Annotated in this window: 18 protein-coding genes; all 18 read right to left on the reverse strand. The window is 42.8% G+C overall.

Features of this window, described 5'->3' with window-relative positions; genetic code table 11:
• Window positions 1–9: 9 nt before the first annotated feature.
• Window positions 10–1347 carry an aminotransferase class I/II-fold pyridoxal phosphate-dependent enzyme gene (locus ACZQK9_RS03845; protein WP_483269676.1) on the reverse strand — a complete coding sequence of 446 codons (1338 nt, stop codon included), beginning with the start codon at window positions 1345–1347 and terminating at the stop codon, window positions 10–12.
• A gap of 1 nt (window position 1348) precedes the next feature.
• The gene (locus ACZQK9_RS03850) at window positions 1349–3004 is read right to left on the reverse strand and encodes an AAA family ATPase (RefSeq protein WP_216507701.1); all 1656 of its coding nucleotides are present in this window, start codon (window positions 3002–3004) and stop codon (window positions 1349–1351) included.
• Window positions 3005–3446: 442 nt separating this feature from the next.
• Window positions 3447–4157, reverse strand: a complete 711-nt coding sequence (locus ACZQK9_RS03855; protein ID WP_483269677.1) for a Maf family protein — start codon at window positions 4155–4157, stop codon at window positions 3447–3449.
• A gap of 113 nt (window positions 4158–4270) precedes the next feature.
• On the reverse strand, window positions 4271–4924 hold the full coding sequence (locus tag ACZQK9_RS03860) for a DnaJ domain-containing protein (RefSeq protein WP_216507699.1): 654 nt from the start codon (window positions 4922–4924) through the stop codon (window positions 4271–4273).
• A gap of 320 nt (window positions 4925–5244) precedes the next feature.
• On the reverse strand, window positions 5245–6090 hold the full coding sequence (locus tag ACZQK9_RS03865; protein WP_483269678.1) for a DUF5685 family protein: 846 nt from the start codon (window positions 6088–6090) through the stop codon (window positions 5245–5247).
• 46 nt (window positions 6091–6136) lie between these two features.
• On the reverse strand, window positions 6137–6532 hold the full coding sequence (locus ACZQK9_RS03870) for a hypothetical protein (protein ID WP_216507697.1): 396 nt from the start codon (window positions 6530–6532) through the stop codon (window positions 6137–6139).
• A gap of 192 nt (window positions 6533–6724) precedes the next feature.
• Window positions 6725–7609, reverse strand: a complete 885-nt coding sequence (locus ACZQK9_RS03875) for a PD-(D/E)XK nuclease family transposase (RefSeq protein ID WP_253292314.1) — start codon at window positions 7607–7609, stop codon at window positions 6725–6727.
• A 405-nt stretch (window positions 7610–8014) separates the two neighbouring features.
• Window positions 8015–8443 (reverse strand): immunity 70 family protein, encoded by a 429-nt coding sequence (locus tag ACZQK9_RS03880; protein WP_483269679.1) that lies wholly within the window; start codon window positions 8441–8443, stop codon window positions 8015–8017.
• On the reverse strand, window positions 8440–8967 hold the full coding sequence (locus ACZQK9_RS03885; protein WP_483269680.1) for a hypothetical protein: 528 nt from the start codon (window positions 8965–8967) through the stop codon (window positions 8440–8442). Before ACZQK9_RS03885 ends, ACZQK9_RS03880 begins: the two co-directional genes overlap by 4 nt.
• Window positions 8968–9095: 128 nt before the next feature.
• A complete protein-coding gene (locus ACZQK9_RS03890; protein ID WP_483269681.1) occupies window positions 9096–9911 on the reverse strand; it encodes a hypothetical protein in 816 nt (271 codons plus the stop codon).
• A gap of 58 nt (window positions 9912–9969) precedes the next feature.
• Complete coding sequence (locus tag ACZQK9_RS03895; RefSeq protein WP_483269682.1) at window positions 9970–10101, reverse strand: hypothetical protein; 132 nt, start codon at window positions 10099–10101, stop codon at window positions 9970–9972.
• Complete coding sequence (locus tag ACZQK9_RS03900) at window positions 10098–10724, reverse strand: hypothetical protein (RefSeq protein WP_483269683.1); 627 nt, start codon at window positions 10722–10724, stop codon at window positions 10098–10100. Before ACZQK9_RS03900 ends, ACZQK9_RS03895 begins: the two co-directional genes overlap by 4 nt.
• 72 nt (window positions 10725–10796) lie before the next feature.
• Entirely contained in the window at window positions 10797–11822 is a 1026-nt protein-coding gene (locus tag ACZQK9_RS03905; RefSeq protein WP_483269684.1) for a hypothetical protein, read from the reverse strand.
• A 66-nt stretch (window positions 11823–11888) separates the two neighbouring features.
• The gene (locus ACZQK9_RS03910; protein WP_483269685.1) at window positions 11889–12629 is read right to left on the reverse strand and encodes a hypothetical protein; all 741 of its coding nucleotides are present in this window, start codon (window positions 12627–12629) and stop codon (window positions 11889–11891) included.
• A gap of 41 nt (window positions 12630–12670) precedes the next feature.
• Window positions 12671–13756, reverse strand: a complete 1086-nt coding sequence (locus ACZQK9_RS03915) for a hypothetical protein (RefSeq protein WP_483269686.1) — start codon at window positions 13754–13756, stop codon at window positions 12671–12673.
• Between the two features lie 37 nt (window positions 13757–13793).
• Window positions 13794–14534: a DUF6273 domain-containing protein gene (locus ACZQK9_RS03920; protein WP_483269687.1), complete on the reverse strand. Its 741-nt coding sequence runs from the start codon at window positions 14532–14534 to the stop codon at window positions 13794–13796.
• Window positions 14535–14625: 91 nt separating this feature from the next.
• Window positions 14626–15288, reverse strand: a complete 663-nt coding sequence (locus ACZQK9_RS03925; RefSeq protein ID WP_483269688.1) for a hypothetical protein — start codon at window positions 15286–15288, stop codon at window positions 14626–14628.
• Window positions 15289–15321: 33 nt separating this feature from the next.
• On the reverse strand, window positions 15322–15945 hold the full coding sequence (locus ACZQK9_RS03930) for a hypothetical protein (protein WP_216508223.1): 624 nt from the start codon (window positions 15943–15945) through the stop codon (window positions 15322–15324).
• Window positions 15946–15991: the final 46 nt, after the last annotated feature.

Below are 15991 nucleotides of genomic sequence, written 5' to 3' on the forward strand. Positions count from 1 at the left end.
CCCCTCTTTTTAAATCCCCCGAATATGCAGCCCTGCTGCCTGATATGTACAAAGCATCTCCACAATCTCTGGCGTAATGAGTTCGCCGGTGTTCACGATATAACTGCCAGGTGGATACACATAGATGGGTGCCTTTGCCCGCGTTCCCACCAGCTTTTTCAATACCTCCTGTCCGGCACATCGCTCCTTCTCATGATCCCCTTCTTTTGTCAGAGCGACATCGCACATCCAAAGCGCCCGGTATAGCCGTTCAAAATCTTCCTGACTGTCCCGCACCGTCGAGATCAGCACCACGTGCTTTCTCCCAGCCATCTCACAGACGACACTGCCTTTGTCTGCAAGCATCGCAAGCAGCTCCGGTCCCGGCACAGAAGCAGAATATACAAGCCGCGTCTCATCGTATCCATATGCACCCGCGGCACATACCGCTTCTTTATCTATCATTGAAATCTGCGGAAGCTTCGCGCAGTTTTCCCGGAATTGCTGCAAATGGGCTTCGTATTCCGTAAAATCATGATCTGCCATATAGCAGATTGCCGCTTCCATATTCATCATGAAAATATACGATGGCGAAGAGCTTAAGAATATCTCCAACGCATGCTCCACCGATTTTACCAGTTCCTCTGTGCAGACGTGAATCACTGCCGTCTGCGTCATCGCCGGAAGCGTCTTATGCAGGCTCTGAACAACGACATCCGCACCCATACAGATTGCGGAATATTCCGGTTTTAAAAATGGAAGATGTGCACCATGTGCTTCGTCCACGATTACCCGTACATGATGTGTATGTGCCACTCGCACAATCTGTGCAATGTCGGATATGACGCCCTCATACGTCGGCGAAGTGACCACAACTGCCGTGATTTCCGGATGAGCCACACAAAGTGCTTCAACATCATCTGCATCGACATACCCATCCATAAATTGTGTAAATCCATATGTATCTACTGCTTCTTTCTTCCACATCGGCTCCACATAGATTGCCTGGCGCTGCAGCATTGCTGCCGAATTATATACCGATTTGTGGCAGTTTTTGGCGATCAATATTGCATCGCCCGGCTTCGTGCATGCCGCGATGGCAGTAAAGATGCCCCCTGTTGCACCATTTACCACATAATATGTACCACAGGTCCGATAGATTTCCTTCAGCATGGCAAGCGAATCTCCGATAAAGCCTTCCGGCAGATACAGGTCATCCGTTCCCGGAACCTCCGTTACATCCCATGCAAGAAACGCATCCTGAAAATCTCCATAACAGGCTTTCCGCTTGTGCCCCGGCATATGCCATACCGCATGCGGATCACTTAGATATTCACTTAACCCATCCCTGATCCATTGTTTATGCATACTATTCTAATGTCTCTGACTGTACATCCGCAAGCGTAAGCCTCGTCAGATCTTCCTCTTTAAAATTATTCTCCGCAATCAGACGGTTTGCCTGATTGTGAATTACCCGATCCAGATAATTACGCACGGAACGCGCATTGCCGAAATTCTCCGGCGGACATGCGAGTATTCTCGTAAATGTATCCAGTACATACTGCACCGCATCACCTGTCAATGTATAATCCAGTGATTTCGCCCGGTTTGTCATAATCTCTAACAGTTCTGCTGCATCGTAATTCGGAAATTCAATCGTCCGGTTAAATCGGGAACGAAGTCCGGGATTTGCATCTAAGAAATCCTGCATCTCATCATGATATCCGGCTGCAATAACGATCAGATCATCCCGGTTATCTTCCATCGCTTTGTTCAGGATGTCAATTGCCTCCTGTCCGAAATCGCCCTGCTGTCCGTTTGCAAGAGCATACGCCTCATCAATAAATAAAATGCCGCCCTTGGCTTTCTCGATCACTTCTGTAACCTTCTCACTCGTCTGTCCCATATATCCTGCAACAAGTCCTGAACGGTCAACCTCCACGAGATGACCCTTGGAGAGAACACCTAGTCCATGGTATATCTTCGCCAGAATTCTTGCCACTGTCGTTTTACCTGTTCCGGGATTACCAAGAAACACCATATGATTCGTAACCGGTGGTGTCTGAAGTCCATTTTCCTGACGAATCTTACAGATTTTCAACAGATTAATCATATTATTAATCTCGGTTTTCACGCTCTGCATACCGGTCAGGTCATTCAACTGTTGCAACAATGTCTGTATATCCATCTCCGTATTAAACTCTTTTTTGCGTTCTTTCTGGTCTGGCAACGTCTGTGCAGCCGGTTGTTCTTCCCGCATACGAAATGACTGTCCGGAAGCTGCCATATCTGCTGTCCGGAAGTTCTCCGGCGTGGCTGTATCTACGCGGTTTTCTCTGTTCTCACTTACGGTCGGCGTATCTTCCGCCAGATACTCCGGTGTCGTGATCTTCGTCCGCCGTGTCTCCAAAGTATCTGACCAATACGAGTAATCTGGTGTTTCTTCCTGCTTGACCTTACTTCCAGATTTAAATTCGATCGTCGGTTTATACTCCTCCATATCCCCGCGCACCCGGTCAATCTCCTGCGTGATCAGCTCAATATAGGAAGAAAGCGCCTGTATCTCAGAGTTTGTCACCTCCTCATTACATGCAATCAGATCATTTCCGATATAATTGAAGGTTGTGACATATAACTGCACCAAATCGTAGTAGTCATCAGATATCTCCCCTGTTTCTCCGCCGATATTCGAGCGGACAAACGAATTTAACGACCGCGGTGCATGATCCCGGATACTCTCTGAACGCAGTCCCCATCGATCAGCATAATCCCGGAGCATTTTCTCATCAAACTGAGTTCCAAATAACAGGTTAATATATTTAATTTCTTCTTTGTTCACTTTTCCATCGGAGTACACCAGATAAATCAGAAAATGCAACATATCAGTACGAAAGGTATGTGCCAGATCCATACGTCCATCTGTGCGTACATAATCCGCACGACCGATACTCTGCGCACGACGCATACACAGATCAAACATTCGTCGACTGTTCTCTTTTACTTTTACGGTATGAAATCCCAACATATTTATATCCTGCTTTCCCTCTAATTTTCACTATATATAGTTTTATTATACCTGTCCGGACATTTCTCTGCAAGAAAAAAGAGGCTGCCAAGCAACCTCTTTTCGTAACCTCCATGGATGATATTCCCTTATGTAACACCCTCTCTTTTGTCACATAAGGAAATACCTCTGCTACACGTAACAAGACCTTCACATAACTTCGAGCTCTGATGCTCACGTGTATATTGCAACATCACACTCCGTATCCCTTCCCCCTGTACGAAGCTGTGACGCTGTTTTGCGAAAATCAAGCAACAACCCAACTTGTTGCTACATGTATTAGTGTAGCACTTTTTAATATTTTTTTAATGGCATAATAGACAAATTTTATTTCTGTTTTTAGTCATAATTACCATAAATTCGTCAATTTTCTTTATTTTTCTTCATTTTCTTTCAATTCCAATCATCTTTTTATTGTAAGATTTGTTATTTTTTCACTTAAAACGTGATAAATTTTTGACAAAGGCAGTCCAACCACGTTCAGATAATCCCCTTCGATGCCCTGAATATACTTTGCAGCACCACTCTGGATTCCATAGGCACCTGCCTTATCCATGCAATCACCCGTAGCGACATAGTTAGCGATTTCTTCCTCTGTCATTGGATAAAATGTAACCTTCGTATGACAGTGAAAGATATTTCCCTGTATCTCCGCAGGTGTATCCGAACTTGCCCACAGGATACATACCCCGGTAAATACATCATGCGTACGACCTTCAAGCATGGAAAGCATCACATATGCCTCTTCCTCTGTCCTTGGCTTTCCAAGCACGCGGCCGTCCACAGCAACCACGGTATCTGCACCGATCACTGTGATTTCTTCCTCCATGTCTCCCGATACCTGTCCGGTATTCTCCCCCGGTAATTTCACAGAATCCGCTGCCTGATCATTCGTTGTTGATTCTTCCGTGTTCTTATTACAGTTTCTGCGGTACACATCTTCTGCCTTCACACGCGCCAGTCGTTCGACCAGCTCCTGTGGTGTCAGATTCTCCAATTCTTCCGGTGGGATCTGCTCCTCCGCCGAAGATACGCACACCTCATATTCATATCCGCCCAGCGACAGGATTTCCTGTCTGCGTGGCGATTTCGACGCTAAAATGATTTTCTCCATCGTTTCTCCCCTTTGAGTATATTTATAATAAACGGGTAGTGCCCCCTCGCTTCGCTCGGCGGCAGGTCGTCGGGTGCATCCTAAATATGTGCGTCGCACATATGCACCCTCCTCTAGCATGGCGTACAGCAATTACAGAGCAAATTTAACAGGCACATATCCATACACCAGTTATCGGAACGCACATCCGGCATTCCATATCCCATGCCACGCTGTACATACCAGTTGCTGCCACCCTGCATCCGCTGTTTCATCTGCTTATATTCCATGTTGTTCGGTTCCATCGCGATGGCACGGTCGATATGCTCCGTCGCCGTTGCCTGATTCCCGGCACCCAAGTTTGCAACCGCACTTAGATAATACCACCTGCCCGTCCGGTCGTCTATATCCTCCAGCGTGCGTAGTGCCTCTGTAAACATCCGGTTCATGATGAAATTCTGTGCCGCGGCAAGATGAGAATCATCCTGACTCATACCGCCACCTTCATTTCTGGCACGGCGGAATGCATCCGAACCGAATCCTCCGAATCCGCCAAATCCATCGAACCCGCCATAACTGCTGCCACCATATGAGGAGCCTGTATTTCCGTCCATGATGCTCTTATATGCCGCCTGCACTTCTTTGAACTTCTCTTCTGCCTGCGCTGCGTTTGGGTTGTTGATATTTGCATCCGGGTGGTATTTCCGGCTTAGATTTCGATATGCCTTTTTCACTTCTTCTTCCGAGGCGCCATGCGGAAGCCCCAGAACTTCATAAGGATCTTTCATGCTAATTCCTTTCTCAATCAGTAATTGTGAAACATATATACATCTGTGGTACAGTTTACACATGAAACATATTCTACGCAGACACGCTCTCTGGTATCACCACATCGCTTCGCTCTGTGGTAAGTTGTCGGGCGCATCCTAATTATGAATCTTCGATTCATAATTAGGATGCGCCCTCCGCGCTCGGTTCATCACGCAATGGTGCTAAATTCATGACAAACAAGTTTGCCATTCATTAAGTACCAGCGTGCTTCAACGGTCTGCTTAAGAATTATGTTTCATGTGCAAACTCTATCCACTTCTATGAAATGTTTCACAAATTACTTATTTTCTGCGTCATTTTGTTTCGTCATAAACCTTACCCAGATTCCGGAATAAATAATATTGCGGAGGATGGCTGTCTCTTCGACAATTGGCAGACACTCATAGATTTTCGCCATATCGGTGGCGATCATCATAAGGATTTCCTTCACGTAACTGTCGAACTGCTCTTTCGACAACTCATGGTATAACTCCTTCAATGGATTGAACCGGTTCTTCTCGATATCCTCCTGCACATCATCGTATGCGTCGAGAATATATATGAATTTGCCGAGCTGATATCCGAGTCTCCGCAGCTCCTCTGACCAGTCAATCCCGCGTGTCGACTTATATGAAAGAATCTCTGCCATGATATCACCAAAGGTTCCGGCAAGCAAATCCAGATTCGTCACATTCTTTCGCTCACAGGCAGATAATGTCCGCAGAGACTCCCGGATCTTCGCCAGCTTCTCCGGATAGACCTGACCGATCTTGCGCACACGCTTCCGTATAAAGCTGCTGTAACAAAGTCTGGTAAACTTCCGGTCATCCTCCCAGTCATCGAGACATTTGTAATAAGTCAGAATGAGGTTCATATCCGCGATGTACTGTATGACCTCATTCTCCAGATATTTTTTCTTTCCAACCGGATGCACCATGCACGTTGCTTCTTTCATCTGCGTATCCGGCTCATATAATGCAGTCAGAAGAACCGCAGCAAACGTCGAATCATACGTAAGTGACATCTGTCCCATCGCACCGTCCGTATTCCGGAGTGCCTGACAGACACCACAATAATACATGCGATACCGCTCATAATCTTTGACTTTCATTTCCGGCTTGTTCACCGTCACATATCCAAACATCGTCCTACCTCCGAGTTAAACGGCTTTCTTGTTTCTGTTTTACACATTAGCTGTTCTTTATAAACCGTGCGCTGCACTTCGGACACCGTATCTCGATCTTTCCTTTTCCCTTTGGGATACGAATTTTCTGCTTACATTCCGGGCAACGGTAGATGTGATGCGTCTTGCGCATCGTCATATGGCTTTTCTCTTTCCGTCCCCACATGCGTAGTTTATACGTCTTATTTAAAAACCATGTATTCTCATCCCGACGCTTGCCAATATTTCTGGAAAACACACGGAAATATGCAAATGCAAAGGTCACAAATGCAATCGTGCTGAGTATATTGCTTCTTACAAACACATCTATTAAAACCAGGATACACGCCGCCCACATCATACACATGGAAAGCTGATCCGTTCCATTTCTACCGCGCATAAAATCCATCAATTTCTGTCTCATCGGTTTCCTCCATAATGATTTTGTCTCTAAAATGTGATATTTTCTTTCACATTTTGAATTGTCAAGTATTTTAACACGTGGAATTGCCTCGTCAACGACTTTCACAAATATTTCATAAAAAAGAGATTATGTTTCCCTGCCCGAAACATAATCTCCTTGATTATCTCTCCTTACTGTATCCAACATACTTCGCTATGCCGTTTTCTGCGCTGCCAGTTCCTTTACTTCATCCAGCAGAAGCCCCGTGCTCTCAGAAATCTCCTCGTAAGACAGCTTCTTCAGCTTCAACAGACTCTTCGCCGTGTTAATCTTATTTTCTTTCTCCACGCGCTCTGCTGTCTCTTTCTCCACACGTTCCGCTGTCTCTTTCTCCACGCGCTCCGCAACCTCGTCACACATTTCCTCTAATATTTTACACATATGCTCCCGACCTCCTTCCGTTTCCTTCAAATACCGTACCTCTTCCGCCAATTCTCTGCTATACATATCTTCCGATTTCGTACAATGAAAATCATGCATCAGCCGTCCAACTGGCGTATCCGTATCCCGATATTCTCCATTTACATATACAATATGCAAGCCATCCTCAAATAACGAATAATCATCCTCTTCGATTCGCCGCTCGATGTGATAGACCGGCACACCGCAGTCATACTTATCGTTCTCCGTTATAAATATCACAAACGACTCCGGCAGTTCCTCGAAATCCCGATTCTTCTCTAGCAATTCCCGGTCAATCATGCTTCCGTGGTAGCGTGCCCGCTTCGCCCCACTTCCCTTATCCTCACACTGAATCTCTATATCAAAATGCTGTCCTGTCTGATCAACTGCCTTGATATCAATTCGGATTGACCGCTTCGTTGCACTCCTGTACTCTACCTGCGCTTTCGTCTCGACAACATCCAGATCATCACGGTTTAAGACCACTCGCAGAATATACTGTACCGCTTCACACTTTCCATCCAACGCTTCCGAGAAAAAATCATCGTCCATTAACCGCAGCTTCTCGATTCTCTTTAAATGTGCGTCCCGTTGTTCCTGCCACGCATGTTTCTTTTGCATCTCCATCTTTGCCATACACTCCTCCTGCATCGCCCCGGGGTGATGGTTTGTCCATCTGATTTTGTCGACAACAAAACCATACCACGTGCCTGCAGCGATTGTAAAGCGTAAGTTTGGAACATTTGGAAAAAGCACGCAAGAATGAGGGTTTGCACGATGTCAATTCACAAAAGATTCACAAATCACCTAATTTTCTTATTAATTTCAAACTCATACCATTCATTATCAAAATTAGTCTTACTACCACTCTCCCCGCCTATTTCCGGTGCTGTACCCGGTCTCCCTGAAGGTAAATCATCCAATGAACCGGGAACCGCATTAAGTTCAGAAACAAGCCCAGCTAAACATACTAAATCTGATGCAATCGTACTTCCATATAGGATTTTATAATATGCGTCTTCTCCTAAACATAATTTATTTTCATAATGCCTCTATCTCTATTGGTAATCCTGACTCTTGACTATCCTCTAAAGCATGTTTAAACACTGTTAAAAAATCTTCGCCATCACTTGTCACAAAATAATTTGACAAGTCGGTTATATCCTTACTAATATTATTACCCCATGGCGGCTGCTTCTTAATATCATCTATGTCCCAAACTACCTTATCTGGCGATATTTTTCCTAACTCTTCTTCAATTGTGTTCAGCTCTATTAACGCTTTACCCACATTTTCACTATCAAGACTTCCTTGATACAATTTGTTCATTATCAGTGGAAATCTACTTCCCCAACTACCATTCTCTAAATTTACAGCAACTGTTGAAAAAAAACAGTGTAAAAAATCGCCACTACCTATTTGATACCAGAAAAATCCAACTTTAAATCCAACTGCCATATCATGTGTCATTTGTGTTCTCCTTGTTTCATTTCTCTCAGCTTTTCCTCGAATTCTTCTTCCTCAACCGATGCTTTGGGATTATCCTTAGTTATATGCAGATCAAACATAACTTCCCCGGTTGGCTGATAGATAAATTTTAGTGTCACCCCGAGTTCATCAAATGGAATCCCGGAATATGCCTGAACTGCTGTACAGCATTCTGGCAATACTATAAAAGTGTATGTAAAATCCGAAAGCCTTGATGTATCATTTGCATAATAAATGATTTCATTGCAGGCATAATTCACTTCAACAGGTTCATTTGAAGACTTTATTGTCTCCTGCATAATATCGACCACATTATCATATTCTGCTTTTAATTGCTTCCTGTTAAGTTTCACTACACAATGTCCATCCTCATTTACCCACGCATCTACACAACGTTTTTCATCTTTCATTTTCTGCGCTTGTTCATCAGCAGAACATGATACATGCCAGCCTGGAGCCATTTCTATATTGACCGTCTTTCCTCTTTTTAACTTTAAACATGGCATATAGTCCCCCTTGTCTTCCACAAAGGAACATCCCACAAGGGAAATAAGACAAAGCAAACATAACGATATAATTTTTACTCTCCATCGTTTCATTTTGTATTCTATCCTCCGTACATAAACACATTCTCTTATTTGTAACGAATCTCCTGTGTCTCCCCAGTATTCCGGTTCCTGATCACCCGCGTTAAAACTTCATGTTGGTATCCATAGTTACTATATGCACCTATATCATAGATAATATAATTATCATTAATGGCCAAAGATACCACTCCACACGATTTTTTCAGCGGAACTGTGAATACCTCACCCTCATCATCACTCTCTAACGATTTATACTTTATACTGACAGAATCATCCACTCTCTGCGCATAGAATATGTTTCCTTTATAGGTGTTTATACAATACACGTGATCTGCTATACGTTGTTTTTCTCCATTTTCATCATATACAGACACATTATGAACTCCTTGTTTACCATACCCATCTATTGAAACATGCGCAGGTTCTTCCGTTCCCGTTCCATAAATGATATCTTCATAAAAATACCCAATGTTACTCTCTACATCAAAATCATAATGTACACCAATCAACCGTCGCATATTTCCGAATTGCATCGGTTTACTCCAGTCCCATGTATCCAGATCCACATAATAGATTTCTCTGAGACTTGCTATCAACAGATAATGATCCCGGATTCCAAACGTCCGATAACAGTCATATCCATTATCATCTTCATATATGACCTGTGCATCCGTTCCATCCTTGTTTATACGATATATCCGATTTTCTATCTGGATATAAAAATACCCGGCATAATAATATAATTTCGAATTGACCGCATAATAAATCGCATCGCCGTAATCAAATGTATAGAACTCCTCATACGTTCCATCCGGAGATAAACGATAAATCACGTTATTTCCGCACTTTTCTAAATCATCCAAGTGATCATGCATTCCCAGTTCTACGCGGCTTTTGTATAGGTATATATATCCATCTACCTCAAGCGCCTCCTGTCGATCGCAACATCCATGCTATGCCTTCTGTAGTCGTCTCTACCTGTTTTTTTCCACAGCCAGACAACAGAACTACACCAATACCGATTGTGACCATATATTTTTTTATTTTAATCATTTGAATATTGCTCCCCCGTTTTCACTGCTTTGCTTCTTAAATTCCATCCACCAGTCTATTATTACATCACTATATTTCTCAAAATATTTGCAGGCATCTAATATCTGTTCATCCGATAAATCGACCAAGTTCATATCTGATTTTTTGGTAACCCTTCCGTCCTCAATGACAATGCAGCCAATTCCTAATTCATATATAATAGCTGACATATTTTGATAGGACATATGGAACGAATCCGCTTGAAATATTGCTTCTTCATAAGCAGAACAGAACAAATCCAATTTATCTTGTCGTTTTCCCGTTTTGCAAAAATTATCATACTTACTTAATAGTTCATCTATCGAGTCATACTCTATCCGGTATTGAGGATAAAACACACGAACAAACGCAATTTTCTCATAAAGTGTTCCAATGTTGATACCTTTTTTGTCAGAGTATGTTACACCTCTTTCATCAGATGTACACGCCCCCATTATCGCCAGACACTCCCGATATTCACTGTTTGCACTTCTTATATAACTCTCTCGTTCTTCTTTTTTTTGTTTTATATATTTTGTTAGCGTGCATACAATAAAAGCAAGAAAAAGAACATATACAATCAATTTAACTACCCTTTTTTTCATAATCCTTTACCTCAATAAGTTAAATTATAACTATTAATTGCATCTCCACCTCAGCCGAATACTATCTCACCTTTACCGATACACGATCGTATCCTGTGTCTCCCCCGTCTGCCGGTTCCAGATTACCCGCGTATCCACACCATCTTCATAATTGTCCGGTCCCAGATCATAGATAATGAAATCATCACTCACCACCAGCGATTTTATCCTCTTATTCTCATCTGGGTTAATCGTAAACAGTTCGCCTTCCGACTCACCATCGAACGATCTGTATTTTATGCAGACGACATCATCCACGCTCTGTGCATAAAAGGCATCTCCTTTATAAACATTCAGGCAATACACGTCAGATGCAATCTTCTCCAATTCCTTTTCCTCTTCATTCCAAACCTTTAATTGATGATCCAATAAAACTACCGCGTTGTCTGATAGTTCATATCTGCTTCCATATATAACGCCCTCATATAAATCGAAAAGTTGTTCCGTATCTACATTGAGCAGGTGCCGCATACGTCCAACCTCTATCGGCTGACTCCAATCCCATTTATCCAGATTCAGACAGTAGTATTGGCGCGCTTTTTGAAGCACCAGATGATGATCACGGATTCCAAATGCCAGCGAACCTTCACCCATATTCTCATAAATGATCTGCGCACGGGTTCCTTCTTTGTCGATACGATAGATTCGATTTCCTATCTGAATATAGAAATACTCATTATAATAATAAAGCTTTGAACGGACAGAATAATAGATTGCATCCCCATAATCAAATGTATAAAATTCCTCATATGTACCATCCGGAGACAACCGGTAAATCACATTGTTCCCGCATTTTTTCAACTCATCTACATGGTCATAGTTTCCAAGGTTCACCCGGCTTTTATAGAAATACACATAGCCATCTACAACCAATGCCTCATTTGCATAATTTCCACTTTGCAAATTGATCTCCTGATTGACTCCGGAAAACGGATTCTCAAACAACCGGTTCTTTGCCTTTTGTTCAGAATGATGCTTGTAAAACACTCTGCCGCCAATTGTACAGACAACAAGAATAATTGCAAATATAATTATCTTTTGTTCCCGACTTAAAGACATCCCATTCTCCCTTCACCCCTGTATCATATACTTCATCTTTTTGTTTTTCCATCAAATAATTCCTTTTCAATCTCTCGTCAGCCGAATCCGATCACAGGTTTTACCCTCCATTCCGGTATAGGTACCGCGGAATGAAAAGATAATTGTACAGGTTCCAATATTCGTCTTATACTCGTAATAAAGATCCTTCATAGAACTAATCTCTTTTTCTTCATCCGGTTTTCCCATCGCTGCAAGTATCTCTTCATACGTGCTTGCCTGACTGAGTCCATTGCACAACATAAATTGTTCGTCAGACCATATCGTCTGAATCGGACAATTCATCGCGGCTGTCTCCTTCGTACCTGTATTGATTACCGATACATCAAACTCCCCCTTAAAATCACGTGCCTCCATCTTGCAGATTGCTGTCTCATATGCCTTATATCCATCTATCATCAGAGAGGCTGGTTTTCCCAGCATGATCTTCGCATCACTTTCATTCATGCTATACCCTGCGTCATACAGATCTGTCGTTGTGCACGGAAATGTCATAACCTTTCCGGCAATCGCAAATTCCATACTGGATACATCCTTCGTCGTAAATGGAATGTCCGCATAAGCAACTGGTTCTTTCTCTTTTCGAAGGCTTACCTTCTCCGATGCCTCCGGATCTGTCAGAAACCAAACGACAAATCCAATTACCCCAAGTACGATCACAACCATGATTACTTCTTTGATCGTACTCTTTACCCGTCTTTTCTTTTTTGCCTGCAAATCCTGCATAAACTGCTCATAGACTTCGTCTCTTTCGGTATTCTCTTCCATTGTTATTTCCTCCCATGTTAAGACAGAAACTACGTCCCTGCTTAATACTCGATTGTCTGCTGTATCTCCCCCGTCTGCCGGTTCCAGATTACACGCGTATCGACAGCTTCTTTCTCCTTTTTTGGTCCCAGATCATAGATGATATAATCATCACTGACAACGAGCGATTTTAGCGCCTTATCCGCTCCCGCATCGATCGTGATCAGTTCGCCTTCCTGCTTGTCCTCCAGCGAATAATATTTTATGCAGATAGAATCATCCACCTTCTGTGCGTAGAACATGACTCTTTTGTAAACATTCAGGCAATACACACTTCCTGCAACACATACTTTTTCCTCCGCATCTTCATCATAGACACGTAAATCATGTAGATATGCAAAATCACTACCATATAACATATTGCTTTCAAAATAGACACCGATTGGTTCTTCCTTCTCCGTTCCGTAGATAACATTCTCAAAAAAGCAGATCAACTGATTTCTTCTGACCGCTTCATAAGAACATCGCACATTCACCAGATGCCGCATACGTCCAACCTCTATCGGCTGGCTCCAGTCCCATGTATCCATATCAAGATAATAGTATTCCGTCTGTTTTTGAAGCACCAGATAATGATCCCGGATACCAAATATCACGTAACTGTCATATCCGCCCACATTCTCATAGATTACCTGTGCCTCAGTGCCTTCTTTATTGATGCGGTAAATCCGGTTTTCAATCTGGATATAGAAATATCCCTCATAATAGTAAAGTTTGGAACCGATACTATAATAGATCGCATCTCCTTCCTCAAATGTATAAAATTCCTCATATGTACCATCCGGAGACAACCGGTAAATCACATTGTTTCCGCATTTCTCCAGCTCATCTACCTTGTCATAGTTTCCAAGCTTCACCCGGCTTTTGTAGAAATACACATAGCCGTCTACAACCAGCGCATCATTGGCATAATTACCGCTCTGCTGATCAATGCCTGGATCAACCTCAGAAAATGGATTCTCAAAAAAACGGTTCTTCGCCTTTGGTTCCGATTGTTTTTTCTCATATACCCTGCTTCCGGCTACAATTACACAGGCGAAGAGCATTATCGCAAATATAACGATCTTTTCTTTCCGATTTAGAGACATTTTTACTCCCTTCGACATTAGGAACATCCGCCCATTTTTAATCGCCCACGTTCACCCACATTACAGGTCGAACGCCGTTATAAGAATCCGGATAGTCCTGATCCCATTTTCCCTCGTATCCAATCACCAAAATATTGTAATCCTTCATACCCGTTGACCGCAGCATCCACGGTAACCGCTCCGTACCATCAGCCAGATGCCGGGAATATGGATACATCGCCGGAAGCTCCTCGATTATAATATCTGTAAATATCGCCTCCCGCTTCTGCAATACTGCTCTCGATGGTTTTCGCCCAAGGGCAGATGCATCCGTTAAGCAATTTCCATAATACTGCTCCGCTTCCTTCCAGCTCAGCAGGAATATCTTATCCTTTGTATCCGGTCTGCTCTCCCGTACCTGTACATCCCCGGATGGGTCCACATGCGCAGCAAATCCCACCGTAGACGGATTCTCCAGCGTAGTCTCCCGTATACTTGCCTGCTCCGCCTCGTCAAATGCCTCTGCATAAAACTCCTGATTCAGCCACGACCGTATCTGCGAATCCTCCCATATTACACATTTAAAACTATCCGAGAATCGTTGATAGGCAATCACATCATGGGATATGAGCAGCATAGCATCCCCATCCTTATCCAGCACATCCCAGCAGATCGGATCCTCTGTCTCCGGATCTCCATCCTGTTCGTAGGTTCCCATCTGTACGATGTCACCAATTTCCGCATCTTTCAGTGCTACCGTCTCCAATGCTTCTGTCGTGGCAGGCTCCTCTGTAGTCATTTCTTCTGTAGTCGTCTCTACCTGTTTTTTTCCACAGCCACAAAATATTAGCAGGCAAAGACATAACAATAAAAAATATATATTTCTCGAATTAACCCTTCTCATTTTTCTCCATTTCTTTCAGCTTTTCTTTTTCCATCATGTAATCTATTATTACATCACTGTTATTTTCAAACGTCCTGCAAAGCTCCATCAACTCTTCATCACTAAAATCGGATAAATAGATTCCTTCCCCAGTCTCTTTATCTTCTATCATTTCTCCATTCTCAATTTTTAATTTACCCTTTCCAAGCCATGCCATCATATTAACGATATCATCAAACTGTATTCCTTTCTCAGATACCTGTGCAGCTGCCATCTCGCAGCCCTTATGAAATTCATCAAGTATTTTAGAATTCCGCCCCGTATTACAAAACGAATCGTATTCCTCCAGCAACGAATCGATGCCCGTGTAATCAATCACATATTCCGGCACAAATAACCGAATCTCCAGAATTCTCGCATAAATTAAATACCGATCCACAGACATGCTCCTCCAATCTATGCCATCCAGATCGAAATCGAAAGAAAATAAATCCAGAGTTCCTTCAATTGACAGATCGTGTTGATAATTCCAGTTTGCATCCAACATTTCCGATATTCGTTCATAATATATCTGCCGCCTTTTATCTACAGTTTTTGTGATTATCACACCTATCACAAAAACTGTTGCTACAATGGCAAGCACTTTTATATATATTCTTTTCTTTCTCATAAAATCTCCTCATCTGTTGGAACACCCCGCCATTTAATCACGCATCCAGTCTAATAGAATTTCACTATTCTCCTCAAATTTTTTGCACAATTCCAGCCATTCATCATCACCAATATCCATGTCGTAAATTTCATCTCCCAGATTTTTAATTTCAACAACATTTCCGTTCTCAATTTTCAGGGCACCTGTTCCCATCCGCCTCACATAAAAGGGTATATCGCTGGGATTAATTCCCGGCGCACCACTTGATGCATACTCACAAGCCATGTTAAATTCATCCAGCATTTCCGATTTCTGACCCGTCTCACAAAACGCTTCGTATTCCTGTAGCAGTTGATCCACGTCCGAATACTCCATTTCTTTATATTTGGTTGTAAATAACCGAATATAAAGAATTTGCGTATAGATTGACTTTTTATCTATATACATCCCCTCCGGATATTCTATTCCATCCCAACTGTATTTAGCTTCTCCTGTAATCGACAGTGCTTTTCGATACCACCCATTTAGATTGACCATTTCCATTACCCGATCCAAGTACTCTTCTTCCACTTGTTCTCGTATCCTTCTATCAACCGCTACTGCGGTCACACCGCCGATCAGGGCAACGATTACGATCGCTACCAGCCATCTTATAGCTTTTCGTCTTTTACCCATGAATACCCTCCAATTTCGGTTTTTATGTCGATTTTTGCATGATAAG

Source organism: Wujia sp. (genome assembly GCF_056872695.1).